Raw genomic sequence first — 25,024 nt, forward strand, 5'->3', positions numbered from 1 at the left:
CGAACTCCGTGCGTCCATACGACTGCTCCCCGGAAGCTGGAACTGAATTCTCAGTCCAACTTCCGGGGAGCAGTTCAGTCGTCGAGGGGGCCTTTCATCGCGGGCTCAGCCTACCGGCGGAGCCATCGCGAACCAGTTGAAGGTCTCCACCATCTGCCGGGTGGTCCCGATGTAGCGCGGCCCGGTCAGCTCCCACCTGGTCACCGTGCGGTAGGTGCCCGGCTGCAGGCTCTCGTCCTCGGTGGTGTTCACGTCGTCCTCCACCGGCACGTACTCGTTGATGCTGCGCTTGGTCAGCGTCACGTCCAGCGACTCGTAGGCCGACTGGTCGTCCAGGTAGCCCGCGTCCCCGTGGTCCCCGGCCCGGCCGGGGTCGGCCAGCTTCAGCTGCACGGTGTTGCCGCCGAAGTCGCCCTTGGCCGCGACCACGGTGACGATGTGCCCGCCGTTGCGCTCCAGGCTGCCGGTGGTGGGGCCGGCCTTGTAACGGCCGTAGACCAGCTGGACCGAACCGGCGTTGAGCCGCTTGGCCAGGTCGCCGCTGAAGTCCTGGCTGGTGTGCGAGCTGATGTTGCCGGTGCCGGTGGCCCAGCCCGCGTTGCGGGCCTTGCCGGTGGCGATGTCGAAGGCGGTGCGCAGGTTGCCCATCTTGGTGCCGCCGTCGTACTTGGCGTCCACGCCGATCCGGCCGATGGAATTGGTGACCAGGTTGTACTGCGCGGGGTTCTTGGGGTCGACGTTGCGCAGGTCGGTGGTCAGCCAGCCGACCGGGGCATTGCGGTCCTTGGCGAAGTAGTGCAGGACGTTGTAGAGGCTGGCCGGGCCGCAGTAGGCGTTGCCGTTGTTCTCCAGGCCGGCGCGGAACTGGTCGACGTCGCTGACGTTGCACTGCTTGACGTCGAAGGCGGGGCCGGTGACGTCGGTGGACTTCACGCAGACCGGCGGCGGAGCGATGTCCGCGGACGCGGTGCCGGGGAGAGCGGCGGCGGTGATGGCGGTGGCGGCCGCGGCGAGAATCAGGTGTCCGGTCCTGCGATTCATGGTTCCTACCCCTTAGGTTGTGCCGCCCCTCGCGGCGTTCCTTGCTGGTAGGAGAAGCATGTTCGGCGGGACCCCCCAGAGGCATGAGGGGCGAACCCCCAAGTCCGCGCCTGGGGGTTCGGCGGGGGACCCCCACGGTGGGGGCCGCCGCCGGCCGATCACAGCGTGGGCACCACCATCGGCGTGCCGGTCACCGGGTCCGGGACCACGATGCTGGGCAGGTCGAAGACCTCCTTGATCAGGGCGCTGTCCACGATCTCGGCGGCGGGGCCCTCGGCGATGACCCGGCCGTCCTTCATCGCCACCAGGTGGTCGGCGTAGCGGCAGGCCTGGTTGATGTCGTGCAGCACCGCGACGATGGTGCGGCCCTCATCGCGCAGCCGGGCCAGCAACCGGAGCAGCTGGTACTGGTGCGTGATGTCCAAAAACGACGTTGGCTCGTCCAGCAGCAGCCAGGGGGTCTGCTGGGCGAGCACCATGGCCACCCAGGCCCGCTGACGCTGGCCGCCGGACAGCTCGTGCACGCCGCGCTCGGCCAGATCGGCCACGCCCGCGGCATCCATCGCCTCGGCCACCGCCTGATCGTCCACTGTGGACCAGGTGGCGAGCAGGGACTGGTGCGGGAAACGGCCGCGGCCGACCAGCTGGCGGACCTTGATGTTCTCCGGGGTCACCGGGTCCTGCGGCAGGAAGCCCAGGGAGCGGGCCAGTGCCTTGGGCGGGTAGCCGGTCACCGGGCGCCCGTCCAGGTGCACGCCGCCCTCGGCGGGGCGGAGCAGCCGGACGAAGGCGCGCAGCAGAGTGGACTTGCCGCAGGCGTTGGGGCCGACGATGGCGGTGAACGCGCCGTCGGGGATGTCCAGGTCCAGCCGGGTGGAGACCACCCGCTCCCCGTAGCGCAGGGTCAGTTCCCGTGCGTTCAGGCGTGCGGTCACGCGCGCCTCACCTCCCTGGTGAGCAGCCAGATCAAGTAACAGCCGCCGATCGCGCTGCTGAGCACGCCGACCGGCAGTGCGACCGGCGCCAGCAGCAGCTGGGCGAGCAGGTCGGCGGTCAGCAACAGCACCGCGCCGGTCAGCGCGGCGGGCAGCAGTGGCACGCCGGGCGCCTTGGCCAGCCTGCGCCCGATCTGCGGGGCGGCCAGCGCGATGAACACGATCGGACCGGCCACCGCGGTCACCGTCGCGGTGCAGCCGACGCCGATCAGCACCATCAGCAGGTGCAGCCGGGACACGCCGACGCCGGTGGTGGCCGCGAGGTCCGCGCCCAGCGCGTGCTGCTGCACGGCGTGGGACTGGGTGAACAGCAGGGCCAGCAGCACACCGATGATCGCGAACGGCAGCACCACCTGCGGCCAGCCGATGCCGTTGAGCGAACCGGCGTGCCAGCCGACCGCGGCGATGGCCACCTCCAGTTCGGCGCGCAGCACGATCCAGGAGTTCAGCGCGACCGCCATCGCGTTCACCGCGACCCCGATCACCACCAGCCGCATCCCGGACAGGCCGCCGCGACTGGCCAGCAGGTAGATCAGCGTGGCCACGATCAGGCCGCCGACCACCGAACCGACCGCTCGTTCGGCGGCGGTGCCGGCCAGCACGGTGATCGCGAACAGCGCGCCGGTGTAGGCGCCGCTGTCCAGGCCGAGCACGTCCGGGCTGCCCATCGGGTTGCGGGTGAGGTTCTGGAAGATCGCGCCGGCCAGGCCGAGCGCGGCGCCGAAGACCAGCGCGGCCAGCACCCTGGGCAGCCGCCAATCCCGGATCACCACAACGGAATCACCGCTGCCGCCGAGGGCGGCGAAGACCTCCGCCGGGGTGGACCAGGACGCGCCGAGGCACAACCCGAGCAGGCCGAGACCGAGCATCAACCCGGTCAGCGCCAGCGCGACCACCAGGGTCCGGCGCTCCATGCGTACCGACCGACCGTTCGGTAGGGACACGCTCAGCAGGCCGTTCACAACGACTCCGTCCCGTACCGCCGGACCGCCCAGATCAGCACCGGGCCGCCCAGGAACGCGGTCACGATCGCCACTGGCACCTCGCCGGTGACCAGCAGCACCCGGGACAGCGTGTCCGCGATCAGCAGCAGCACCGGCCCGAGCACCATGGTGTGCGCGAGCAGCCAGGGAACCGAGCCGTCGGCCAGCCGCCGGGCCAGGTGCGGCACCATCAGGCCGACGAAGATGATCGGCCCGGCCACCGCGGTCGCCGCGCCGACCAGCACGGTGATCAGCACCAGCGAGATCAGCCGGACCCTGGCCACGTGCACGCCCAGCGCGTGCGCCACCGTCTCGCCGAGCGCGACCGCGTTGAGCGACCGGCTCACCAGCAGCGTCCCGCCCAGCGCGAGCGCGATCACCACCAGCGGCAGGGTCAGCGGCGCCTGCTCCCGGCCGGCCAGGGAGCCGACCGACCAGAATCGGTACTGGTCAAGGACTTCCGGCACCATCAGCCGCAGGCCGAGCGAGACGCCGGTGAGCACCGCGCTCAGCGCCACCCCGGTGAGCACCAGGCGCAGCGGCGACTGGCGGCCGACCGCGTAGACCAGCAGCGCGGCCAGCGCCGAGCCGAGCACGGCCAGTCCGAGCTGTCCACTCTGGGTGGCGGCCAGGCCGAACGCCGAGCCCGCGGTGATCGCGAACCCGGCGCCGGCGGTGACCCCGAGAATTCCGGGCTCGGCCAAGGGATTGCGGGACAGGGTCTGGATCACCGCGCCCGCGGTGGCCAGCGCGGCGCCGACCCCGACGGCCAGCACCGCGCGCGGCACCCGGATGTCCCAGACGATCAGGTGTGCGCTGGATCCGTTGTAGGACACCAGCGCGCGCACCACCTCGGCCGGGGCGACCGGGTTGGCGCCGACGCCGAGGCTGAGCACCGCGACCACGGCGAGCAGCGCCAGCGCGCCGAGCAGCAGGGTCAGCTGCCGGGCCGGGAGTCGCCGAGCGCTCACTTGGCCAGCAGTGGTGTGAACGCGGCGTCGATCGCGTCCAGGGTCTGCAGGGCCGAGGTGTAGGTGGCGGCCTCGGTGAGCCGGAACGGGTAGACCCGGCCCGCCTTGACCGCGGGCAGGTTCTTCCACAGCCCCGAATCCAGCACGTACTGCACCGGCGGCGGCACCGAACCGTCCGGCTTGACCGAGTAGCTGATCGCGTCGGCCTCGGCGTAGGCGGTGGTCAGCTCCTCGATGGAGGAGGCTTCGCTGACGTCTTTGGAGCCGCCGCCCTTCTTCTTGACCTGGCCGTAGTAGTTCGCGCCGATGTCCTGGGCGATGTTGGTGCCCCAGGAACCGTTGAACTCGTGCTGGAACTGGCCCTTGGCGACCTCGCCGTACGCGCCGAGGTGGCCGAGCTTGAGCTTGGGCAGCACGTCCTTGTACTTGGCGCCGAGTTCGGTCGCCCTGGCCTGGTACTTGGTCTGCGCGGCGTCGAACCCGGTCAGCGCGCCGGCCGCGTCGGCCTGGCGGCGGGAGAGTTCCTTCCAGGCCGAGGGCACGGTCGGGCCGATGGCCACCACCGGCGCGACGGTCTTGAGCCGGGCCAGGTCGATGTCACCGAGCACCGGCGCGGGCACGCCGATCACGATGAGATCGGGCTGGGCGTTGGCGATGGCCTCGTAGTTGGTCTCCTTGGCCTGTTCCCCGGCGACCTTCTTCAGGCCGTCGTAGCTGGCCCGGTCCTTGGCCGACATCAGCGGCAGGCCACGCGTCCAGGAGGACACGCCGACCAGCGGCGCGCCGGACTCGATCAGCACCGGCACCGCGTAGCCGGTGGCGATCACCCGCTTGGGCTTGGCCGGGATGGTGATGTCCCCGTTGTCGGCCTTGACCACCCGGGTCTCGACCGCGTTGTCCTTGGCCTCACCCGCGCCGCAGCCGGTGGCGGCGAGGGCGAGGGAGACCAGCACTGCGCCTAACAAGCGGGCGGATCGGCGGGTGGACATCAGCGGTCCTCATTTCCAGCGGCGGCGGTGTGCTCGTGTTCGTGTTCTTCGTCGAAGTCGGCGACGCCGTACTTCCAGTAGCCGGTGATGTCGTGATCACCCTTGGCCAGCCCCAGTTCGCGGACCCAGCCGCGCAGTGGCTTGATCTGCCCGGCCTCGCCGGCGATCCAGACGTGCACCCGCTCCCCCGCGGGCCAGCGCACCGCGCGCACCGCGTCGGCCAGCAGGCCACCGGTGCCCGCGGGCCGTTCGCCCCGGTGCAGCCAGTGCACCTCGAACCGTTCGGGCGCGGCCAGTTCGATCTGCTCGGTCGCGTCGGCGACCTCGATGAAGGCCCAGCCCGCCGCCGTGCGCGGCAGTTCTTCCAGCCATCTGGCGATGGCGGGCAGCGCGGTGAGGTCCCCGGCCAGCAGGTAGCGGTCGTAGTTGTGCGGCACGATCCGCCCGCCGGGCGGGCCCGCGACGTGCACCCGCTCCCCCGGTCGCACGGCCAGCGCCCAGTCCGAGCCGAGCCCGCCGGGGTGCAGGGCGATGTCGAGGTCGATCTCGCCGGTGGCCGGGTCGTACCTGCGCACGGTGTACTCGCGGGAGACCGGCGCGGGCCGCGGCCAGCGCAGCATCAGCCCGTTCGGTTCGGGCAGCCGCAGCACGCCCTCGGCGTCCGGGAAGATCAGCTTGATGTGCTCGTCCGGCGCGTGCGCCTGGAAACCGAGCGTGCCGGGACCACCCAGGGTCAACCGGAGCAGGCCCGAACCGATCATCCGGGCGCCAAGCACCTCGGTCTCCCGGATCCCGATCGGATACGGCACTTTCTCGGCACTCGACCCGGCCCGGACCTCGGCGATCCGGTCCAGATGTCGGTGCCGGTGGTCCTCACGTCCCACTCGCACTCCTCGCGTCCCCAGGCGGCGACCAGCGCCGCGACGTTCGCAGCATAGGTTAGCCTCGCCTAACGAGTGCAAGCTGGGGTGGCGGGTTGACCTGGTCAGCCCGCCACCCCGGTCGACTCAGCCGGTCACCTTCGCCAGCTCGTCCAGGTAGGAGTGCCAGCCCTGGGTGGTGGCCTCCAGGTACTCCTCAGGCAGCGGCCCGACCTGCGTGAACTGCACGTTCGTGCCGCCTTCGGCCTCGGTCAGCACCACCGTGATCAGCGCGTGCGGACCGCTACCGTCCGACCGGTCGGTAAGGGTGAGCGCGACCCGGCTGGGCGCGACCAGCTCGACGAACTCGCCGGAGAAGGTCATCTCCTGGCCCTCGTACACGAGCACGCCACGCCACTTGCCGCCGGGCCGGGCGTCCAGGGTGGTACGAGCCGGGTCGGTGCCGTACCACTGGACGAACAGCTCGACCTCGGTCCACGCCTGGTAGATGCGCTCCCGGGTCCCGGGCAGCACACGGTTGATCTCGATACGGGTTTCCTGTGCGGTGGTCTCGGTCATGGCCAGAGCCTGTCCACTCCGGACCGATCGCGGCAGAGCGCGAAATCACCGGCGGCTGGTGACATCCGCATCTGGTCACCGGCGGGTTCCGGCGAGCACGATCGGCGGCTGTGCGCCCCGCCGTTCGTCTACCGTGCACGAGTGCCGGATTTCCCCGACAGGCCACCGCGCTGGCTGCCCGCCGCCCGGATCGGGCTGGTCGTGTTCCTGGCCCAGATCCCGCTGCTCTCGTTGGTGCGCTTCGAGTTGACGCCCGCCGTGCCGGGCCGCACCGGCGCGGCCGCGGTGGCCACCCTGCTGTTCCTGCCCCCGGCCTGCGTGCTGCTGCAGGCCGCCACCGGCGGACGGCGACCCCGGCATACGGGACTGTTGCTGGGCTTCGTCACCCTGGTCGTGCTCGGCGCGACCCCGGTGGTCGGGGTGGACTGGCTGGCCTCCTACTACCTGCTGATCACTTTGGTACTGGTTCAGCTCCGGCCGCCGTGGTCCCTGGTGTCCGCCGCGCTGCTCGCGGTGTCGCTGGTGTTGCTGCCACTGGCAATGGGGCACCCGGGCCACGTGCTGTTCTTCGGTATCGGCGGCCCGATGATCGGGCTCAGCGCGGCGGTGCTGATCTGGTTGCTGGTCGCGGTGGTCCGGCTGCGAGACAGCCGGGCCGAACTGGCGGCCGAGGCCGTGCTCGCCGAACGGGCCAGGGCGGGCGCGGAGATCACCGCGACACTGGGCGCGCCGCTGGCCAGGCTGGCCGAGGGCGCGACGGCGGCCGCCCGGCTGGTCGGCACGGACAGTCCGGGTGCGGCGGTGCGGGTGCGCGAGCTGGCCGCGGTGTCCCGGCAGTCCCTGGCCCAGGCCCGGCGGCTGGTCAGCCGGTACCGGCGCGGGCCGTTGCGCGCGGAGCTGGACACCGCGGTCGCGTTGCTGGCCGCGGCGGGCATCCCGGCCCGGCTGGAGCTGCCCGCGGGTCCGCTGCCCGAGCCGGAGGAGGCGGAGCTGGCCCGGCTACGCGCGGAACTGGCCGCCCGACTGGCCAGGCCGGACCTCACCGAATGCGTGATCACCGTGCGCGCCAACGGTTCGCTGTCGGTGACCGGATGATCCCGGTCCGCTACCTGCGGGTGCTGGTGATCGCGATGCACGTGTTCCTGCTCGCAGTCGGCCCGCTGTTCGTCACCTTCGGCGCCCGGCACGAACCCCCGCAGGGCGGTGGCACCGGACTGCTCTTCGGCGCGGCGATCCTGGCCCTGCAACTGCGGCACAGCCTGGCCGTGATGCGCGGCGAACGCCCCGGGCACGGGAAGTGGACCTTCGCGTTGCTGGTGGTGCTGGTGGTCGTGCCGCAGCTGTGGTTCACCTGGACCTGGGGGCTGAACGTGAACCAGGCGGTGGCCGCCTCCGCGCTGATGGTGCTGCGCAGGCGGGCCGCGCTGGCCTGGTTCGCACTGGTCGCGCTGAGCGGCCTCGGCTGGTGGGTGTACTACGGGCTGACCGCCGGGCAGCCCATCGCCCTGGTGCAGGGATTCCAGGGACTGGCCACCGGGATCGGTTTCCCGCTGGCGCTCTACGGCGGCGCCCGCGTGGTGCGCATCATGGCCGAGCTGGAGGCCAACCGCCGCGAGCTGGCCGAGCTGGCGGTCAACCGGGAACGCCTGCGCATCTCCCGCGATCTGCACGATCTGTTGGGGCAGAGCCTGTCCGCGTTCTCACTCAAGGGCGACCTGGCGCTGCGCCTGCTCATCGTCGATCCCCCGGCCGCGCGCGCCGAGGTGGCCGGGATGGCGGCGGTGGCCGGTTCCGCGCTGGGCAGCCTGCGCGAGATCAGCCGGGGCGAGCACTCGCCGACCTTCGCCGCGGAGCTGGCCGCGGCCCAATCCCTGGTGCAGGCGGCGGGAATCCGGCTGCGCACCGACATCGAAGCGCCGGCCGCGCACGAGGAGGTGCTGGCCTGGACGCTGCGCGAGGCGGTGACCAACCTGGTGCGGCACAGCGCGGCCGGCACGGCCACGATCACGCTGCGGCCGGGTCGCCTGGAGATCGTCAACGACGGCGCGGACTCCCCCGGCTCGGACGGCAACGGCTTGCCCGGCCTGCGCCAGCGTGCCCGCGCGCACGGCGGGCAGCTGCACACGCACTGCCGGGACGGAGAGTTCCGGCTGGTGCTCGAACTACCCGTGGAGGCCCCGTGATCCGGATCCTGATCGCCGAGGACATGCACCTCATCCGGGGCGCACTGGCCGCGCTGCTGTCCCTGGAGGCCGACTTCACGGTGGTGGCCCAGCTGGACCGCGGTGACGGAATCCTCGCCGCGGCAAGGGAATCCACACCGGACGTGGCAGTGCTCGACATCGACCTGCCCAGCCTGGACGGGCTCAGCGCCGCCGAACAACTGCACCGCGAACTGCCTGCCTGCCGCACGCTGATCCTCACCGGCCTCAGCCAGCCCGGAAACCTGTTGCGCGCCCTCAACGCCGGCGTGCGCGGATTCATCGTCAAGGACGCGCCCGCGCAGACCCTGACCGAGGGCATCCGCCGGGTACACCGGGGCGAACGGGTGCTGGACCCGGACCTGGTCGCCACCGCGCTGGAAACCGGGGCCAGCCCGCTGACCGCCAGGGAGACCGAGGTGCTGGCCACCGCGGTCAGCGGCGACTCCACCGAGGAGATCGGCCGCGCCCTGGCCCTGTCCCCCGCCACCGTGCGCAACTACCTCTCCAACGCGATCAGCAAGGTCGGCGCCCGCAACCGCATCGACGCAATCCGCATCGCCCGCGACGCCGGCTGGCTCTAACCCGCCCTCACCGTGTTGGCCGTTCCGGACGGCGAGTTGGCCCAACTGGTACGCCGAGTTGGCCCAAGTGGGCGTACCAGTTGGCCCAAGTGGTACCAGTTCGGCCAAGACTGGGTACGACAACGGCCAACACGCCGGCGCGGTACGGACCGGACCGGGCTAGGGCGACGGGATCTCCTGGTCTGCGCGGAAGGTCGCGCACCGCTCTGGCACGTCCTGCCGGCAGCTGAGCAGGTGCCGCAGGTAGGCGCCGGTGCGTTCCAGTTGCTGGATCTCCTTGTCCACCAACGCGATCCGCGCGCTGACCGTGTCCAGCCAGTCGTGTGTGGCGGTGCGTCCGGCCAGCAGCACGCCGATCTCCTCCAGGCTGAACCGGCCGAGGTCGCGCCAGTGCCGGATGGCCGCGATCCGGTAGAGCTGGTCGGTGTCGTAGTAACGGCGGCCACCGCGGCGGTGCGGGGTGATCAGGCCGCGGCGCTCCCAGTAGTGCAGCGTGGAGACCGGCAGGCCGAAGTGGGCGGCGGTGGTCCGGATCGAGCAGAGCGTGTCCACCAGCACAGTTGACCTCAACCCGGGTTGAGCTTGCAAGGTAAGCCTCACCTAATCGGGGAGGGGTTGCCGATGATCGACCAGCCGAGATCGCTACTGGCCGCGGCCGCCGCGTTGCGGGCCGGGGAGATCACCAGTGTGGCGCTGACCGAGTCCGCGCTGGCCACCGCCGACCGCCTGGACGCCCGGCTCGGCGTGTACCTGACCAGGCTCGATGACCAGGCCCGGGAAGCGGCGGCGCGGGCGGACCGGGAACTCGCGGCCGGGCTGGATCGCGGACCGCTGCACGGGATCCCGGTCGGAGTGAAGGACTCGATCGCACTGGCCGGGGCGCCCACCACGGCGCAGAGCCTGGTGTCCGATCCCGAGTTCCACGGCGGCCGGGACGCGCCGGTGGTAGCGCGGCTGCGGGCCGCGGGCGCGGTGCTCACCGGCAAGACCACGTTGATGGAGTTCGGCATCGGCCTGCCGGATGCGGGCAAGCCGTTCCCGGTGCCGCGGCATCCACGGGATCCGGCGCGCTGGCCGGGTGGGTCGAGTTCGGGTTCGGCCAGCGGGGTGGCGGCCGGGATGTTCCTGGCCGGGATCGGTTCGGACACCGCGGGCAGCATCCGGATGCCTGCCGCGTTCTGCGGGGTCACCGGGCTGATTCCCACCTACGGCCGGGTGCCCGCCGCGGGTTGCGTGCCGCTGGGGCCCAGTCTGGATCGGGTCGGCCCACTGGCGCACGGCGCGCTGGACTGCGCCGCGGTGCTCGCCGCGCTGACCTCGTTCACCCCGCCACGCCTCGACGACGACCTGACCGGGCTGCGGATCGGCGTGGTGCGCGAACACCACTTCCCGGCCCATGGCGATCCCGCGGTGGCCCCGGCCTTCGACGCGGCCCTGGACGTGCTGGCCGGGCTGGGCGCGGAGCTGACCGAGGTGCGGCTGCCGCTCTGGCCGGAACTGATCACCGCGACGCTGGTCACGGCCGAGTGCGAGGGCCTGGCCTACCACCGGGACCGTCTCAGCACGCGGTGGGCGGACTACACCGTGGCCGCCCGCGGCCTGCTGGCCAACGGCGCGCTGGTCTCGGGCGCGGATTACGTGCGGGCGGAACGGGTTCGCCAGGCCGGGCGGGCGGCTGTGGCCGCGTTGTTCGACGAGGTCGACGTGCTCGCCTGCCCGACCGCCTCCACCGGCGCGCCGCCGCTGTCCGCGCTGACCACCCCGGCCGGGCACCAGGACAACGACGGGCTGTTCGGGCTGGTGCACACGCCGTACTGGAACAGCGTGCGTAACCCGGTGCTGGCGCTGCCCATGGGCCGCACCGCCGAGGATCTGCCGCTGTCCCTGCAACTCGCCGGACCCGACTTCGGCGAGGAGTTGCTCATCCGGGTCGGCGCGGCCTTCCAGGAACACACCGGCTGGCATCGGCAACTGTCCACTGTGGAGGATGCGGCATGAACGAGGACCCTGGCGCCGTGGTGCGCACACTGCTGGCCGCGGCCGGGCTGCCCGCCCAGGGCGCCGAACTGGACGGGCTGATCGCGGGCTATCCCGGCCGCCGGGCCGCGATGGACGCCCTGTACGCGATACCGGTTCCCGAACACGACTGCGAGGGCACCGTCCAATGAGGACATCCAGCCTGGTGCTGCTACTCGCCTGCGCCGGTTCGTTCATCGTGATCATGGACGCCACCATCCTGTCCGTGGCACTGCCGGAAATCCGTACTGCACTGGGATTCACCCCGGAATCGCTGCCCTGGGTGGTCAATGCCTACACCCTGGCCTTCGCCGGATTCCTATTGCTGGGCGGGCGCTGCGCGGACGCGTTCGGGCCGCGCCGGATCCTGCTGCTCGGCCTCGGCCTGTTCACCGTGGCCCGCACGATCGGCGGCCTGGCCACCGGGCCGGGATTGCTGCTGGCCGCCAGGGCGGTGCAGGGGCTTGGCGGCGCGCTGCTGATGCCGGTCACGCTGTCCCTGCTGACGACCACGTTCACCGAACCGGCCGCCCGTGCCAGGGCCTTGGCCACCTGGAGCGCGGTCGGCGCCATCGGCGCGGCAAGTGGTCCGGTGCTCGGCGGGCTGCTCACCGACGGGCTGAGCTGGCGCTGGGTGTTCTTCGTGACCGTGCCGATCGGGGTGGCCGCGATGGCGCTGGCCGTGCGGGTATTGCCACCGCGAGACCGCGCTGCTGGCCCGGTGCGGCTGGATGTGGTGGGCGCGGTGCTCGCCACCGCCGGACTGGTGGGCGTGGTGTACGCGGTGATGAGCACTGCCCACAATGGACTGGGCAGTCCGTCCGTGCTGGTCCCGCTGGTCGGCGGAATCTTTGTGCTGGCGGTGTTCCTGGTGCACCAGGCCCGCTGGGCGGCCGATCCACTGGTGCCGCTCGGCGTGTTCCGGCTGGGCGCGGTGGCCGCGGCGAACGCGGTGATGTTCCTGCTGGGACTGGGTTTCTTCGCCAGCCCGATCCTGCTTTCCCTTTATCTGCAATATGTTTCCGGCTACTCCCCGATGGCCGCGGGGCTCGGCTACCTGCCGATCGGGGTGGCGATGTGCGTGGGCGCACGGGCCGCGGGCGCGCTCACCGTACGCCACGGCGCGCGCCGGGCCACCGTGCTCTGTTGCCTGGTGGGTGCGGCCGGATTTGGCGGTACGGCGGTCCTCCTGGGGGTGGACCAGCCGTACCTGCTCGCCGTCGCGCTGCCCGGCCTGGTGCTGGGACTGGGCAGCGCGGCCGCGTTCACCCCGATCACGGTGGCCGCCACCACCGGCCTGCCCGCACACCAGAACGGCCTGGCCGCCGGCGTGCTGAACACGGTCCGCCAGACCAGTGGCGCGATCGGCCTCGCGGTGCTGAGCACCCTGGCCGCGACGATCACCGCGAACCAGGGCGGCGCGAGCAGTCCCACCGCCCTGGCCGCGGGTTATTCGGCGGCCTTCCTGCTGTCGGCGGCCTTCCTGGTCGCCGCGGCACTGGTGGCCGCGTTCGCCCTCCCCCGCGGCGAATCCACCACGCCGCAACGCAACCGCACCGCGCGCGCCGGAAGTGCTCCCCTGACCTGACGGGCACGTGTACGCTGTACACATGACCGCGAGGGGGACGGCGGACCGGATCGCCGAAGCAGCGCTGTCGATCCTGCTGGCCGAGGGCGCGCAGGCGGTGACCATGCGGCGGGTGGCCGCCGCCGCCGAGGTGACCACGATGGCCAGCTACCGGCACTTCCCGAACCGGGAGGCGTTGCTGCGCAAGGTGGTCGACACCGCCGTCGCCGAGGTCGTCGCGACCTGGGGACGGCGGCGCCCGAATCGGACCTTCCAGCAGCGGGTAGACGGGTTGCTCGCGGACTTCCTGGATTTCGCGCTGGGCAAGCCACACCTGTACACCTTCGTGATCACCGAGCCGCGGGAGGGGGTGCGGCGGTTCCCGGCGGACTTCCGGTCGGGTGAGTCGCCGACCTTCGCGCCCGTGTTCGAGGTGGTGACCCAGGGCATCCGGGACGGCGTGCTGCTGCCCGGTGATCCGCTGGAGGTCACCCTGGCCATCACCACCCCCGTCATGGGCCTGGTGCAGCTCTACCACGGCGGCCGGATCGCGCTGTCTCCCAAGGACTTCCGCGCGCTGTGCCGGCGCACGATCGAGAGGGTGCTCGATGGCGTCCGGGTGTGACCGCGTGCTGGCGACGGCAGTTTCCGCGGTGCTGTTGTACTTCGGCACCGGCATGTCCCCGATCCCGGCCCTGACCTGGCTGGCCCCGTTACCGGTGCTGCTACTGGCTTCCCGGGTGCCGGCCGGGGTCGCCGCCGGGGCCGGGTTCCTCGCCTACCTGGCGGGCACCGCGAACAGCTGGGCGTTCCAGCTGCGCTCGCACGACACCCCGCTGTGGCCGGTGGGCCTGATCTTCAACCTGGGCACGGCGCTGGTGTTCGCGCTCGCGGTCTGGGGCTTCCACCGGCAGGTGACGCGGGGCCGTCCGTTACTGGCCGCGCTGACCGCGCCCGCGCTGTGGACCGGCGCGGTGTACCTGGTGTCGGTGGTCAATCCGATGGGGTTGATGGGCACCCTGGCCAACCACTTCGGCGATGTGCCCCTGGTACTGCAGACCGCCGCGCTGACCGGGCTGTGGGGCGTGGAGTTCCTGGTGCTGCTGGTGCCGTCGGCGATCGCGGCGGCATTCGCACCGGGTGTGCGCCGGGCCGCCGGGGTGCGCGTCGGGGTGGTGGCGGCGGTCCTGGTCGCGGTGGCGCTGGGTGCGGGTGCGCTCCGACTGGCCGAGCCCGCCGGTCCGGCGCAGCGGGTGGCCGCGATCTCGACGAACCAGCGGCACTGGGCGCCGGACCTGGCCACCCCGGCCGGCCGGGACCTGGTGGCCGCCTACGCGGAGCGGATCGCCGCGCTGCCCGCGGGGGTGCGGGCGGTGGTGTTGCCCGAGGCGTCCTTCGGCGCGCCCGAACCGCGGCCCCTCGCGCTGGTCGAGCCGATGCGCAGGCTCGCCGCGGACCGGGCGCTGGACATCGTGGTGGGATTCGCGCGCCGGGACGGGGCGGTCAAGTACAACCACGCCCTGCTGTTCCCGGCCGGCGGCGGCGAGCCGGTGTCCTACCTCAAGCACCACGACCAGGTCAGCGTGCGCGGCCACGAACTACTCATCCGGGTGGGGGCCGGCATCGAGATCTGCGCGGACGTCAACCTGGCCGTGCCCACCGCGGACTACGCCGCGGCGGGCACCGGACTGCTGCTGGTCCCGGCCGCCGACGAGGTGGACAACGGCTGGCAGCACAGCCGGATGATGCTGCTGCGCGGGGTGGAACACGGGCAGGCCACGGTGTGGTCGGCCCGCACCGGTCGGCTGCTGGTCGCCGACGGATACGGCCGGGTGCTGGCCGAGGCCCGCACCGACGGCCCGGCCCCCTTCGCCACGGTGGTCGCGGACCTGCCGACCGGGCCGGGCGCGACCCCGTTCACCCGCTTCGGCGACTGGCTCGCCTGGCTCAGCCTCGCCCTGGGTCTCGGCGGCCTGCTCTGGCCACGGCGCGCCGCGGCGTTTACCGGGGCGGGCCACGGGTAGTCCGGAGCTACGTTCCGCAGCCGCCAGGGAGCCCCGATGTCCGCCGCCACAACGGTTCCGCGCACCCCGGTCCAGACCGCCGCACAGCTGACGGGCCTGCTGTTCCTGATTGTCGGCATTGCCGGATTCATCCCCGGCCTGACCACCAACATCGAGGCGCTCGCCTTCGCCGGTCGCCACTCCGGCGCCCTGCTGCTGGGGGTCTTCGCCGTCTCGGTGCTGCACAACCTGGTGCACCTGGCCTTCGGCCTGGCCGCGCTGGTCCTGGCCCGCAGCACCCGCGGCGCGGCGCTGTACCTGATCGGCGGCGGGCTGCTGCTCCTGATGCTGTGGTTCTACGGGCTGGTGGTCAGCGATCACAGCCCGGCGAACTTCCTGCCGCTCAACGAGGCCGACGACTGGCTGCACCTGCTGCTGGCCCTGGGTCTGGGCACGCTGGGCTTCGGTTTTGGCGGCCGGGCAGTCCGCGAACTCGGCTAATCACCGAACTTGAACTGAAAAGCCGGTTCCCCGTACCCCTCGGTAGCGTCTTTCCTCAAGGTTGCGCGAAAATGTACCGTCGGCGGCACTTTGAAGCATGTTCGCGCACACTTCATCCCCGCCAGGGAGTACGGCATGCGATTATCCCGACCTCTGCGGCGCCTGATCGGCGTCGTCTCCCTCCTCGCTTTACTGGGCATCGGGCAACCCGCCCAGGCCCAACCGGCCGAGCGCACGCTCGGCAACATCACCGGGATCAGCCAGCAGGGCGCCACCGTCACGGTGAGCGCGGGCGCCGACCGCGTCCGGGTGGGTTTCCTGCAGCCGGACGTGTTCCGGATCTGGCTCGGCCCCGGTGGCACCTTCAGCGATCCGGCCGGGCGGGCCATCCTGACCGCCACCGACTTCGGCCCGGTGAGCACCACGGTCACCGAGACCAGCGAGTACTACAAGATCGAGACCGACGCGGTGGTGCTGCGCGCCTACAAGCAGCCGCTGCGGTTCGCCCTGTACCGCAAGGACAACACGACCCTGGTGTGGCAGGAGTCGGCCGGGCTGACCTGGTCCTCGGGCGCCGCTCGGCAGCGGTTGAACCGGGGCGCGGACGAGCAGTTCTACGGCACCGGGTTGCGGCTGGGCGCGTGGGCGTTGCGGGACAAGACGGTGCCGGTGCGGGTGGACAACAAGTGGAACGAGAACAACAACGCCAGCCCAGCCCCGTTCTACCTGTCCACCAACGGTTATGGCGTGGTGCGCAACACCTGGACGCCGGGCACGTACTCCTTCACCGCGCCGGTGCAGACCACCCATGAGGAGGGCCGGTTCGACGCGGTGTACTTCGCCGGAGCCGGACTCAAGGACGTGCTCGACCGGTACACCGATGTGACCGGGAAGCCTTTCCTGGCACCGATTTACGGCCTGGAGATGGGGCACGCGGACTGCTGGAACGCGAGCAACCCGGAGTACCAGGGTGATCACAACCGGGTGGACCACCAGAAGACCCCGGACGTGCTCAAGTACGCCGATCAGACGCGGGCTGCGGACATGCCGGCGGGCTGGTTCCTGCCCAACGACGGTTACGGCTGCGGCTACACCGGTCTGCCGGACACGGTGAAGTCCCTGCACGACAAGGGTTTCTACACCGGACTGTGGACCTCGACGGGGCTGAAGAACGTCAAGGACGAGGTGACCGCGGGCTCCCGGATGATCAAGACCGATGTGGCCTGGATCGGCGGCGGGTACCAGAAGGCGTTCGAGGGCGTGCAGCAGGCGGTCTCCGGCATCGAGGACAACAGCGACGCGCGGCGGTTCGTCTGGACGGTGGACGGCTGGGCGGGCACCCAGCGCAACGCGGTGGTCTGGACCGGGGACACCGAGGGCGACTGGGACAACATGCGCTGGCACGTCCCGGCGATCACCGGCGCCGGCCTGTCCGCGCTGAACTACGCCGCGGGCGATGTGGACGGCATCTTCGCGGGCAGCCCGGACACCTACGCGCGCGATCTGCAGTGGAAGGCGTTCACCCCGGTGCTGATGAGCATGTCCGGCTGGGGCGCGAAAAACCCGACCGCGGCCTACCAGGACAAGCAGCCCTGGCGGTTCGACGCGGCGCACCAGGAGATCAACCGGAAGTACCTCAAGCTGAAGATGCAGCTGACGCCGTACTTCTACTCGATGTCGCGGGTGGCGCACGAGACCGGGGTGCCGACCACCAGGGCGATGGTGCTGGAATACCCGAACGATCCGATCGCCAGGGGCAACCAGACCAGTCAGCAGTTCCTGGCCGGGGACGCCTTCCTGGTCGCGCCGGTGACCTCGGCGAGCAGCACCAGGGACGGCATCTACCTGCCCGCGGGCACCTGGACCGACTACTGGACCGGCACGGTGTACCAGGGTCCGGGCACCTTCGACGGCTATCAGGCGCCGTTGGACCGGTTGCCGTTGTTCGTCAAGGGCGGCGCGATCGTGCCGATGTGGCCGCAGGTCAACCATCACCGGGAGAAGCCGAAGACCCCGATCACCTTCGACGTCTACCCCAACGGGAACTCCGCGTTCGAGCTGTACGAGGACGACGGGGTGACCCGGAAATTCCAGCGCGGCGAGTACGCCAAGCAGCCGGTGCGGGTCTCCGCGCCGACCAGTGGCCGCGGCGATGTCACGGTGCGGGTGGGCGCTTCGGCCGGCGACTACGCGGGCAAACCGGGCAGCCGGGGTTACGAGCTGGCGGTGCACGTGGCGAGCGCGCCGGGCCAGGTTTCGTTGGGCGGCACCAGGTTGACCGGGCACGCCAAGCGCGCGGACTACGACGCGGCGGCGAGTGGGTGGTTCTTCGGTGACGGCGTGCTGCACGTGCGCACCGGCGCCCAGTCCACCGGGTCCGAGTTCACCGTCACCGCTGAGGGCGTGACTCTGCCGGTGCCGAAGGCGATCCCGACCCGGGCCGATGAGCCGATCGCCAAGACCGGCTGGAAGGTCAAGCAGGTGGACAGCCAGGAGACCGCCAACGAGAACGGCGCGGCGGCCAACGCCATCGACGGCAACCCCGGCACCAAGTGGCACACGGCCTGGTCGGGCACGGGATCGGCGCTGCCGCACGAGATCCAGCTCGACATGGGCGCGTCCCACCCGGTCACCGGGCTGTCGTACCTGCCCCGGCAGGACAGCGGGGTCAACGGCGGCATCAAGGGCTACGAGGTCTACGTGAGCGCTGACGGCACCGACTGGGGCCAGGCGGTGACGACCGGGACCTTCGCGCCGGACAAGAGCGAGAAGGTGGTCAACTTCCCGGCGAAAACCGGGCGCTACCTGAAGTTGCGAGCGCTCAGTGAGATCAACGGCGGCGCCTGGACCAGTGCGGCCGAGATCGGCGCGTGGCGACTGAAGCGCTGAGGAATAGTCCACAGTGGACAGACAGGCACTGGCAGGGCGGGTGGGCGAGCTGCTCGCGCACCCGCCCGCCGTGGTGCTGGTAGACGGGGCGGCTGGCCTGGGCAAGTCCTGGCTCGCCGCCCAGGTCCGCACTGCCTCACGGGCCAGGGTGCGGGTGCTCATCGGCTGCCGCGGACTGCCCGCGGAACCGTACGTGCTGCTGCGGGAGGTGGTGCGCGGCCTGGTCGAGGCCGGGTGCGATCCGGTGCTGGGCCACGCGGTGCTCGCGGCGGTGTCCCGGCGGGACCGCTCGGAGTACCGGATCTGCCTGGCACTGCGGGAACTGCTCGCCGACGCGGGTTCCGCGCTGCTCGTGCTGGATGATCTCGACCAGGCCGACCGGTGCTCCCGGCAGGTGTTGCGGTGTGCCGCGACCCGGTTGCCGCCGGGGGTCGGCCTGCTGGTCACCGCACCGCCCCAGGCGCGGTGGGCGCCGGGTCACCGGGTCGAACTGGCCGCGCTGACCCCGGCCGAAGTCGCCGGGCTGGCCCGCGCACGGCACGGCAGCGCCCCGGCACACTGGGTGGCCGGGCTGCACCGGCTGACCGGCGGAATCCCGTTGCTGCTCAACGAAATACTGGACCGGACCCACCCGGGCGACCAGGATCCGGCGGGGACGCTGGTCCGCACGGGGCTGCCCAGGAGCGTGCTGGAACTGGCCACTGCCCGCCTGCACAAGCTGTCCGGGGCCGACCGGGCGATCGTGCAGACGGCGGCCTTGTTGCGGGAGCCGATCAGCGTGGCGGTCCCGGCGCGGGTGTGCGAGGTGGACCAGGAGCGGGCCGCGGCCGCGCTGGACCGGGCGGTGGACGCGGGACTGCTCGTGGTCCGGGTGGACGGGGCCTTCGAGTTCCGGCCGCCGTTGCTGGGACTCGCGGTCGCGGCGACGATGTCCCTGGCGCGGCGGCGATCGGCGCACCGGGCCATCGCGCGGGTGCTCGACGGCGTGGAGCGGATCCACCACTGCCGCGCGGCCGGTGACCTGCTCGCGGCGGCCCGGCACGCCGAACGCGCGACCCGCACCGGTGCACCCGCCACGGCGGTGGGGCCGTTGCGCGAACTGCTCGGCGAGGCCGGCCTGCCGCGCCGGGTCCGGGCAACCCTGGCCGGTCGGCTGGGCAGGCTGACCGTGGGCAGCTGGTCGGACCAGGACACGGTGACCGTGCTGCGGGAGCTGGTCGCCGACGAGTCGCTGCCCTCCGGTGTGCACGGCGAACTGCGGCTGCACCTGGGCCTGTTGCTGGCCAACCAGGCCGGGGACGCCGACGCGGGCCGGACCCAGATGGTGCGCGCGGTCGGCGAACTGCGGCGGCGGCCCGCGCTGGCGGCCAGGGCGATGTCCGCACTGGCCCTGCCGCACCTGGGCGCGGCCCCGGTGGCCGAACACCTGCGCTGGCTGGCCGAACTGGACCGGGTCGGGCCGCCCCACGCCGATCCGGGGCTGCGTACGGCGATCGAGGTCAACCGGGCGACCGCGTTGCTGCAACTCGGCGATCCCCGGGCCTGGAACGCACTGCCCACCGCCGGACCACGTCTGGAACTGCACCGCGGTCGGCTGAACTTCACCGACGCCGCGATCACCTTGGGCCACCACAGATCCGCGGCCGATTTCCTGGCCGCGGCCGAGGTCAGCACGGCCCCGTACCTGGCACAGGTGGCCGAGACCAACCGGCTGCGCCTGGCCCTGGTCACCGGTGACTGGTCCGGCCTGGCCGAGCGGGTACGCGCACACCTGGACGCCGGACCGCACAATCCGCGCTCGGCCGCCGAATCCCGCCTGGTCCTGGCCCGGCTCGCCCTCGCCGCCGGTGACTGGGCGGCGGCCGAGGATCTCCTGGACGGGCCCGGCTGGTGCGGTTCGGCGGTGTTCGCGGCGGCCGCCACCAGGATCCGGCTGGCCACCGCCCAGGGCCAACCCGCGGACCTGGACGCCGCGCTCGCTCTGGTGCGCGGCAAGGGCGTGTGGGTGTGGGCGGCCGAACTGGTGGACGCGGGCGTGGAAGCGTTGCTAGGACAGGCCGAACACGGTGCCGCGCGGGAGTTGCTGGCCGAGTTCGCGGCCGGGATCGACGGCCGGGACTGCCCACTCGGCGAAGCGGTGCTCTGCCACGGACAGGGGCTCCTGGGCACCGGAGACGCGGTCAACCTGCTGACCGCTGCCGCCGCCCGATTCGCCGCCCTCCCCCGCCCCTACGAACAGGCCAGGGCCCTGGAAGCACTGGCCCGCCGCCTGTTCGCCCTCGGCGCGCGAACCCAGGCCGGGCAACGCGCGGCGGAGGCGGCGCGGTTGTTCAGCACACTCGGCGCGAGCTGGGACCTGGCCCGCTGCGCACGCCTGCACCGCGAGCACTTCGGCGCCCCCGGCGGCGGACCGGGACGACGCGGCTACGGCGGCGCCCTGTCCCCGCGCGAACGAGAGGTGGCCCGGCTGATCACCACCGGTCGCACCAACCGCGAAATCGCCGCCCTGCTGTTCCTCTCCCCACGCACAGTCGAACGCCACGTAGCCAGCCTGCTCCGCAAACTCAGCGTCCCCACCCGCAACAAGATCACCCTACCCACCTAACCAACCACCCACCCGCCACCGTGTTGGCCGTTATGGACGGCGAGTTGGGCCAACTGGTACGCCGATTTTGCCCAAGCGGGCGTACCAGTTGGCCCAAGTGGTACGGATCGGGCTGCCGGACGGGTGCTGGGCGGTGCGGCCGGGATCGGCCCGGCCGCACCGCGTTCAGCTGATCAGCTGGCGAAGCACAGTGGGACGGTGATGTGCTTGTGGCAGCGGACGGTCCGGCTGGTCGAGCCGGTCTGGTTGCGGCTGTCGGTGACGGTCAGGGTCACGGTGTAGTTCGCGGCGACGTTGGGATAACTGTGCGAGGCGGTCGGGCCGGTGCCGGTGGTGCCGTCGCCGAACTTCCAGGCGTGGCCGGAGACCGGGCCCTCCTCATCGCTGGAGGCACTGCCGTCGAAGGAACAGCTCCCCCGGTTGCAGCGGCTGGTGAAGGCGGCGCTCGGCGGCAGGTCGCCTGCCTTGACCAGGCGGCGGGTGCTGTGCGTCTTGCCGTCGTTGTCGGTCACGGTGAGCCGGACGCTGTAGTACCCGGACTTGGCGTAGTTGTGCGAGGTTGTCTTGCCGGTGGCGGTGCCGCCGTCGCCGAACTCCCAGGAATAGTTCGTGATGGTGCCGTCACTGTCCTTTGTGGAACTTCCGTCGAAGGAGCAGGTGGTGTTGCTGGTGGAGCAGCTCGCGGTGAAGGCGGCGGTGGGCCTGCCCGGGTCGGTGGGACCGGCCGGGTAGTCCTGGGCCGAGCTGACGTCCAGGAGTGGTTCCTTGACGTTGTCACCGGAATCGTCGGTCCAGTCGGTGTTCGCGGTGTCGATCAGGCGGTGCCGGACCGCGCGCACCCCGTCCCGGTCGGTGGCCCGGTTGCCGTTGGCGGTGAGCAGACCCGCTGCCCCGGCCACGTGCGGCGCGGCCATCGAGGTGCCGCTCAAGGTCTGGTAGCCGCCGTTGAGATGGGTGGACAGGATGCAGGTGCCGGGTGCGGCGATCTCCACGGTGGCGCCGAAATTGCTGAAGTCGGCCAGGGTGTCGTCCTGGTCGGCCCGGCAGGTCGAGGCCGCGCCGCCACCGCGCTGGCCGTTGAAGTCGGCCAGCGCCGAAACGGTGATCACCTCGGGGTGGTTGGCCGGGAAGAAGGTCTTGGCGTCCTTGTGGTTGTTGCCGGCGGCCACCGCGAACACCACGCCCTTGTTCACCGCGGCCGAGATCGCCTGGGTGAGCGCGTCGTTGGTGCAGTTCTCGCAGCCGAGGCTCATGTTGGCCACCTCGATCTCCTCGGCGTGCGCGGCCACCCAGTCCACCCCGGCGACCACGCCGGAGAGCTGGCCGCTGCCGCTGTCGTCGAGCACCTTGGCCGACCAGATCCGCGCCCCGGGCGCGATGCCGGTGACCCCGGTCCCGTCGTCCTTGGCGCCGATGGTGCCAGCCACGTGGGTGCCGTGGCCGTGGCCGTCGCTACCCGCGTTATCGGTGCAGCTGCTGCTGTTCACGCAGTTGGCGCGGGCGACCACGGTCAGGTCGGGATGCTTGCCGTCCACCCCGGTGTCGATCACCGCGACATCCACGTCCGCGCTGTAGTCGCTGACGCCGTTGATCTTCAGGTTCGGGTTCTTGGTGGCGAAGGCCCGCTCCACCCCGGTGGGCGTGGTCTGCGCGGTGGTGCGCACCACCTGGTCCGGTTCCACCGAGCGCACCCGCGGATCGCGCCGCAGCGCCGCGACCGCCTGGGGCGTCAGGGAAGCGGCGAAACCGGTGAGGGCATGCCGGTACACGTGCCCGACCCGCGTGCTGTGCTGGGCCGCCAGCGCGGCCGGGTCGGTGCTGCCCTCGGTCAGGGTGACGAGGTGGTCCGCCGGTGGCCCGGCCGCCTCGGCGACCGGGACGGTGACGCCCAGCGCCACCACCCCCAGCGCCACGAGCAGTGCTGATCTGATCCGCACGGGATCCTCCTAGTGCAGGGACCCGCGGCCAACACCGCGGGAGCACCACCCTGCGGCCGGATCAACGCCGCCAACAATGCCGGAAACCGTGGGTAGCGCTACCCAATCCCGCGCACCGGCAGCCGGACGACCAGGCGCGCGCCGCTGTCGCTGTCGGCCACCACCAGTGTGCCGCCGTGCCTGCGGGCGATGTCCCTGGCCAGGGTGAGGCCCAGGCCGGAGCCGCCCGCGTCCCTGGCCCGGGCGTCGTCCAGGCGGGCGAACCGGTCGAAGACGCGTTCCCGGTCGGCCGCGGGGATGCCGGGGCCGTCGTCGAGCACTTCCAGCACGACCTCGGTCGCCGACTGGCTCAAGTGAACGGTGACAGTGCTGTGCGCGTGCCGGACCGCGTTGTCCAGCAGGTTGCGCAGCAGCCGTTCCAGCTGTACCAGCTCACCGCGCACCAGTGCCGGATCGTCCACTGTGGACACTACTTGTGGTCCGCCGGGACTGACGGCGCGTTCGGCGACCTGTTCGGCCACCACGTCCGCGAGATCGACCACAGTGGACGGTGCGGGCGCCGGGTCGACGGCCAGTTGCAGCAGGTCCGCGGTGATGCGTTGCAGGCGCTGGACTTCGAGGAGGGACCGGTGCGCGACCGCGGGCCAGTCCGCCCGGTCCGGGTGGGTCAGCGCGACCTCCAGGCCGGTGCGCAACCCGGCCAGTGGGCTGCGCAGTTCGTGGCTGGCGTCGGCGACGAACCGCTGCTGCCGCAGGTGCGCCCGCTGCAACCGGTCCAGGGTCTCGTTCGTGGTCCCGGCCAGCCGGGCGATCTCGTCCCCGGACCCGGGCACCGGCACCCGCCGGTCCAGCTGCCGTTCGCTCACCTCGGCGAGTTCCCGGCGGATCGCCTCCACCGGGCGCAACGCGCGTCCGGCGGCGAACCAGGCGGCCAGGGCGGAAAGCAGCACGGCCAAGGGGGTGAAGACGAACAGGGCGTTGTCGAAGAGTTTCAGGGTGCGGAGGGTGTCCCAGGGCAACACGAACAGGTGCAGGGTGAGCCGGTACCGGGTGGCCGAGGTGGTCGGCTCCAGTCCAGCGTCCACAGTGGACCCTTCGCGACCGGGTGGCTGCACCAGGCCGGCCGGGATGTTCTCGACCACTGTGGACAGTACGGTGTACTCGCGATACTCGCGCCAGTGCGGATGGCTGCCGGGGCGCAGGGTGGCGGTGCTGGTGCCGATCCAGTCCGGTCCGACGTTGGCGGGGGCGGGCGGCAGGGGTTTCCAGGCGGGGTCCAGTCGGCGCAGGGTGTCGGCGCGCACCACGGTCTCGCCGGTGTCGGTGACCACCTCGAACAGGGCGTCGCCGCTGTGGATCGCAGTGGCCAGCGCGGCCCGGCCGCTGCCGAGCGCGGCCACCCGGTAAGCCTCGGCGATCCGGTACAGCTCGGCGCGGGTGGCGCTGTGGTCGTGCGCGGTGAGCTGCACGCGCACGAACTCGCGGATACCCAGCCAGCCCAGGCCGAACACCAGCAGGCTCAGCAACGCCGCGGCCAGCGCGGTGCCACGCCGCACCGACACCGGCCACCACTTCAGTGATCTAGTCATCGGCCACCAGCCGGTAGCCGATGCCGCGCACAGTGGCGATGGTGCGCCGTCCGAACGGCGTGTCCAGCTTGCGCCGCAACGCGCTCACGTACACCTCGACGATATTCGGATCGCCCTGGTACGCCAGATCCCACACCTGGGCCAGGATCTCGGGTTTGGCGGCCACCTGTCCGTTGTGCCGCAACAGGCATTCCAGCACCGCGAACTCCTTGGTAGTCAACGTCACCGGCTGCCCGGCCCGGCGGCAGGTGCGCTTGCCGGGGTCGAGCACCAGATCGCCGAAGGTGAGCAGCCCGGCCGCGCCCGCGGCGCCCCGGCGGGTGAGCGCGCGCAGCCGGGCGGTGAGCACCACGTAGGAGAACGGCTTGCTCAGGAAGTCATCCGCGCCGGTGTCGAGGGCCTCGGCCTCGTCGTACTCGCCGTTCTTGGCGGTGAGCATCAGGATCGGCGTGCGCACCCCGCGTTCGCGCAGTGCCGCGCACACCCGGTAGCCGTTGAGCTTGGGCAGCATGATGTCCAGCACGATCACCTGGTAGGGGTGCAGCTGGGCGAGTTCGAGGCCCTCCAGGCCGTCGTAGGCGAGGTCCACCGCGTAGCCGTCCGCCTCCAGCCCCCACTGCAGCGACTCGGCCAGCCGCCGCTCGTCCTCCACCACCAGCACCCGCACTCCTCGATCCTCCCAGATCCGCCGACCACTTCCTGAAGTGATCTTCA

Annotated in this window: 22 protein-coding genes; 11 read left to right on the plus strand and 11 right to left on the minus strand. The window is 71.7% G+C overall.

Annotation, left to right across the window (positions count from 1 at the left end; all coding sequences use genetic code 11):
* Positions 1-105 precede the first annotated feature (105 nt).
* The 7 genes from MZC64_RS36750 to MZC64_RS36780 form a co-directional block, all read right to left on the minus strand.
* Positions 106-1,041, minus strand: coding sequence for a hypothetical protein (locus MZC64_RS36750; RefSeq protein WP_247764280.1), 936 nt, complete (start codon positions 1,039-1,041; stop codon positions 106-108).
* A 158-nt stretch (positions 1,042-1,199) separates the two neighbouring features.
* Positions 1,200-1,976: an ABC transporter ATP-binding protein gene (locus MZC64_RS36755; protein ID WP_247764281.1), complete on the minus strand. Its 777-nt coding sequence runs from the start codon at positions 1,974-1,976 to the stop codon at positions 1,200-1,202.
* Positions 1,973-2,950 (minus strand): iron chelate uptake ABC transporter family permease subunit, encoded by a 978-nt coding sequence (locus MZC64_RS36760; RefSeq protein ID WP_247764500.1) that lies wholly within the window; start codon positions 2,948-2,950, stop codon positions 1,973-1,975. Before MZC64_RS36760 ends, MZC64_RS36755 begins: the two co-directional genes overlap by 4 nt.
* A 44-nt stretch (positions 2,951-2,994) precedes the next feature.
* The gene (locus MZC64_RS36765; protein ID WP_247764282.1) at positions 2,995-3,990 is read right to left on the minus strand and encodes an iron ABC transporter permease; all 996 of its coding nucleotides are present in this window, start codon (positions 3,988-3,990) and stop codon (positions 2,995-2,997) included.
* Positions 3,987-4,979 carry an ABC transporter substrate-binding protein gene (locus MZC64_RS36770; protein WP_247764283.1) on the minus strand — a complete coding sequence of 331 codons (993 nt, stop codon included), beginning with the start codon at positions 4,977-4,979 and terminating at the stop codon, positions 3,987-3,989. The genes MZC64_RS36765 and MZC64_RS36770 overlap by 4 nt, the downstream gene beginning before the upstream one ends.
* Positions 4,979-5,863, minus strand: a complete 885-nt coding sequence (locus MZC64_RS36775; RefSeq protein ID WP_247764284.1) for a siderophore-interacting protein — start codon at positions 5,861-5,863, stop codon at positions 4,979-4,981. The genes MZC64_RS36770 and MZC64_RS36775 overlap by 1 nt, the downstream gene beginning before the upstream one ends.
* A gap of 123 nt (positions 5,864-5,986) precedes the next feature.
* Entirely contained in the window at positions 5,987-6,418 is a 432-nt protein-coding gene (locus MZC64_RS36780; RefSeq protein WP_247764285.1) for an SRPBCC family protein, read from the minus strand.
* Positions 6,419-6,559: 141 nt separating this feature from the next.
* Between MZC64_RS36780 and MZC64_RS36785 the strand changes: the two genes are divergently transcribed.
* From MZC64_RS36785 to MZC64_RS36795, 3 genes are read left to right on the plus strand one after another with little or no spacing between them, the layout of a single operon-like run.
* Positions 6,560-7,513, plus strand: a complete 954-nt coding sequence (locus tag MZC64_RS36785) for a hypothetical protein (protein ID WP_247764286.1) — start codon at positions 6,560-6,562, stop codon at positions 7,511-7,513.
* Positions 7,510-8,601 (plus strand): sensor histidine kinase, encoded by a 1,092-nt coding sequence (locus MZC64_RS36790; RefSeq protein WP_247764287.1) that lies wholly within the window; start codon positions 7,510-7,512, stop codon positions 8,599-8,601. Before MZC64_RS36785 ends, MZC64_RS36790 begins: the two co-directional genes overlap by 4 nt.
* Positions 8,598-9,203 carry a response regulator transcription factor gene (locus MZC64_RS36795; RefSeq protein WP_247764288.1) on the plus strand — a complete coding sequence of 202 codons (606 nt, stop codon included), beginning with the start codon at positions 8,598-8,600 and terminating at the stop codon, positions 9,201-9,203. The genes MZC64_RS36790 and MZC64_RS36795 overlap by 4 nt, the downstream gene beginning before the upstream one ends.
* A gap of 159 nt (positions 9,204-9,362) precedes the next feature.
* Here MZC64_RS36795 and MZC64_RS36800 read toward each other — a convergent pair whose 3' ends face one another.
* The gene (locus tag MZC64_RS36800; protein WP_247764289.1) at positions 9,363-9,755 is read right to left on the minus strand and encodes a MerR family transcriptional regulator; all 393 of its coding nucleotides are present in this window, start codon (positions 9,753-9,755) and stop codon (positions 9,363-9,365) included.
* Positions 9,756-9,824: 69 nt separating this feature from the next.
* On the opposite strand from MZC64_RS36800, the gene MZC64_RS36805 reads away from it, so the two are divergent.
* From MZC64_RS36805 to MZC64_RS36840, 8 genes are all read left to right on the plus strand, one after another.
* Positions 9,825-11,201, plus strand: coding sequence for an amidase (locus tag MZC64_RS36805; RefSeq protein WP_247764290.1), 1,377 nt, complete (start codon positions 9,825-9,827; stop codon positions 11,199-11,201).
* Entirely contained in the window at positions 11,198-11,371 is a 174-nt protein-coding gene (locus MZC64_RS36810) for a hypothetical protein (RefSeq protein WP_247764291.1), read from the plus strand. The genes MZC64_RS36805 and MZC64_RS36810 overlap by 4 nt, the downstream gene beginning before the upstream one ends.
* On the plus strand, positions 11,368-12,807 hold the full coding sequence (locus MZC64_RS36815) for a DHA2 family efflux MFS transporter permease subunit (protein WP_247764292.1): 1,440 nt from the start codon (positions 11,368-11,370) through the stop codon (positions 12,805-12,807). The genes MZC64_RS36810 and MZC64_RS36815 overlap by 4 nt, the downstream gene beginning before the upstream one ends.
* Before the next feature lie 22 nt (positions 12,808-12,829).
* Complete coding sequence (locus MZC64_RS36820; protein ID WP_247764293.1) at positions 12,830-13,411, plus strand: TetR/AcrR family transcriptional regulator; 582 nt, start codon at positions 12,830-12,832, stop codon at positions 13,409-13,411.
* 4 nt (positions 13,412-13,415) lie between these two features.
* Positions 13,416-14,810: a nitrilase-related carbon-nitrogen hydrolase gene (locus tag MZC64_RS36825; RefSeq protein ID WP_247764294.1), complete on the plus strand. Its 1,395-nt coding sequence runs from the start codon at positions 13,416-13,418 to the stop codon at positions 14,808-14,810.
* A 36-nt stretch (positions 14,811-14,846) separates the two neighbouring features.
* Positions 14,847-15,290 carry a DUF4383 domain-containing protein gene (locus MZC64_RS36830; protein ID WP_247764295.1) on the plus strand — a complete coding sequence of 148 codons (444 nt, stop codon included), beginning with the start codon at positions 14,847-14,849 and terminating at the stop codon, positions 15,288-15,290.
* A gap of 135 nt (positions 15,291-15,425) precedes the next feature.
* Positions 15,426-18,179 carry a discoidin domain-containing protein gene (locus MZC64_RS36835; RefSeq protein ID WP_247764296.1) on the plus strand — a complete coding sequence of 918 codons (2,754 nt, stop codon included), beginning with the start codon at positions 15,426-15,428 and terminating at the stop codon, positions 18,177-18,179.
* A 13-nt stretch (positions 18,180-18,192) separates the two neighbouring features.
* Positions 18,193-20,784, plus strand: a complete 2,592-nt coding sequence (locus MZC64_RS36840) for a LuxR family transcriptional regulator (protein ID WP_247764297.1) — start codon at positions 18,193-18,195, stop codon at positions 20,782-20,784.
* A 173-nt stretch (positions 20,785-20,957) separates the two neighbouring features.
* Here the strand turns inward: MZC64_RS36840 and MZC64_RS36845 are convergent, their stop codons facing one another.
* From MZC64_RS36845 to MZC64_RS36855, 3 genes are all read right to left on the minus strand, one after another.
* The gene (locus MZC64_RS36845; RefSeq protein WP_247764298.1) at positions 20,958-22,721 is read right to left on the minus strand and encodes a S8 family serine peptidase; all 1,764 of its coding nucleotides are present in this window, start codon (positions 22,719-22,721) and stop codon (positions 20,958-20,960) included.
* 98 nt (positions 22,722-22,819) lie between these two features.
* Complete coding sequence (locus MZC64_RS36850; RefSeq protein ID WP_247764299.1) at positions 22,820-24,310, minus strand: cell wall metabolism sensor histidine kinase WalK; 1,491 nt, start codon at positions 24,308-24,310, stop codon at positions 22,820-22,822.
* Positions 24,303-24,977, minus strand: coding sequence for a response regulator transcription factor (locus MZC64_RS36855; RefSeq protein WP_247764300.1), 675 nt, complete (start codon positions 24,975-24,977; stop codon positions 24,303-24,305). The genes MZC64_RS36850 and MZC64_RS36855 overlap by 8 nt, the downstream gene beginning before the upstream one ends.
* Positions 24,978-25,024 lie beyond the last annotated feature (47 nt).

Source organism: Crossiella sp. S99.2 (assembly GCF_023094165.1).
GTDB lineage: Bacteria > Actinomycetota > Actinomycetes > Mycobacteriales > Pseudonocardiaceae > Crossiella.

Bases quoted from the DNA above. Each gene is read 5' to 3' on its own strand.
- MZC64_RS36750 (WP_247764280.1), bottom strand. From the start codon at position 1,041: ATGAATCGCAGGACCGGACACCTGATTCTCGCCGCGGCCGCCACCGCC.
- MZC64_RS36760 (WP_247764500.1), bottom strand. From the start codon at position 2,950: ATGGAGCGCCGGACCCTGGTGGTCGCGCTGGCGCTGACCGGGTTGATG.
- MZC64_RS36770 (WP_247764283.1), bottom strand. From the start codon at position 4,979: ATGTCCACCCGCCGATCCGCCCGCTTGTTAGGCGCAGTGCTGGTCTCC.
- MZC64_RS36780 (WP_247764285.1), bottom strand. From the start codon at position 6,418: ATGACCGAGACCACCGCACAGGAAACCCGTATCGAGATCAACCGTGTG.
- MZC64_RS36790 (WP_247764287.1), top strand. From the start codon at position 7,510: ATGATCCCGGTCCGCTACCTGCGGGTGCTGGTGATCGCGATGCACGTG.
- MZC64_RS36805 (WP_247764290.1), top strand. From the start codon at position 9,825: ATGATCGACCAGCCGAGATCGCTACTGGCCGCGGCCGCCGCGTTGCGG.
- MZC64_RS36810 (WP_247764291.1), top strand. From the start codon at position 11,198: ATGAACGAGGACCCTGGCGCCGTGGTGCGCACACTGCTGGCCGCGGCC.
- MZC64_RS36815 (WP_247764292.1), top strand. From the start codon at position 11,368: ATGAGGACATCCAGCCTGGTGCTGCTACTCGCCTGCGCCGGTTCGTTC.
- MZC64_RS36820 (WP_247764293.1), top strand. From the start codon at position 12,830: ATGACCGCGAGGGGGACGGCGGACCGGATCGCCGAAGCAGCGCTGTCG.
- MZC64_RS36830 (WP_247764295.1), top strand. From the start codon at position 14,847: ATGTCCGCCGCCACAACGGTTCCGCGCACCCCGGTCCAGACCGCCGCA.
- MZC64_RS36835 (WP_247764296.1), top strand. From the start codon at position 15,426: ATGCGATTATCCCGACCTCTGCGGCGCCTGATCGGCGTCGTCTCCCTC.
- MZC64_RS36850 (WP_247764299.1), bottom strand. From the start codon at position 24,310: ATGACTAGATCACTGAAGTGGTGGCCGGTGTCGGTGCGGCGTGGCACC.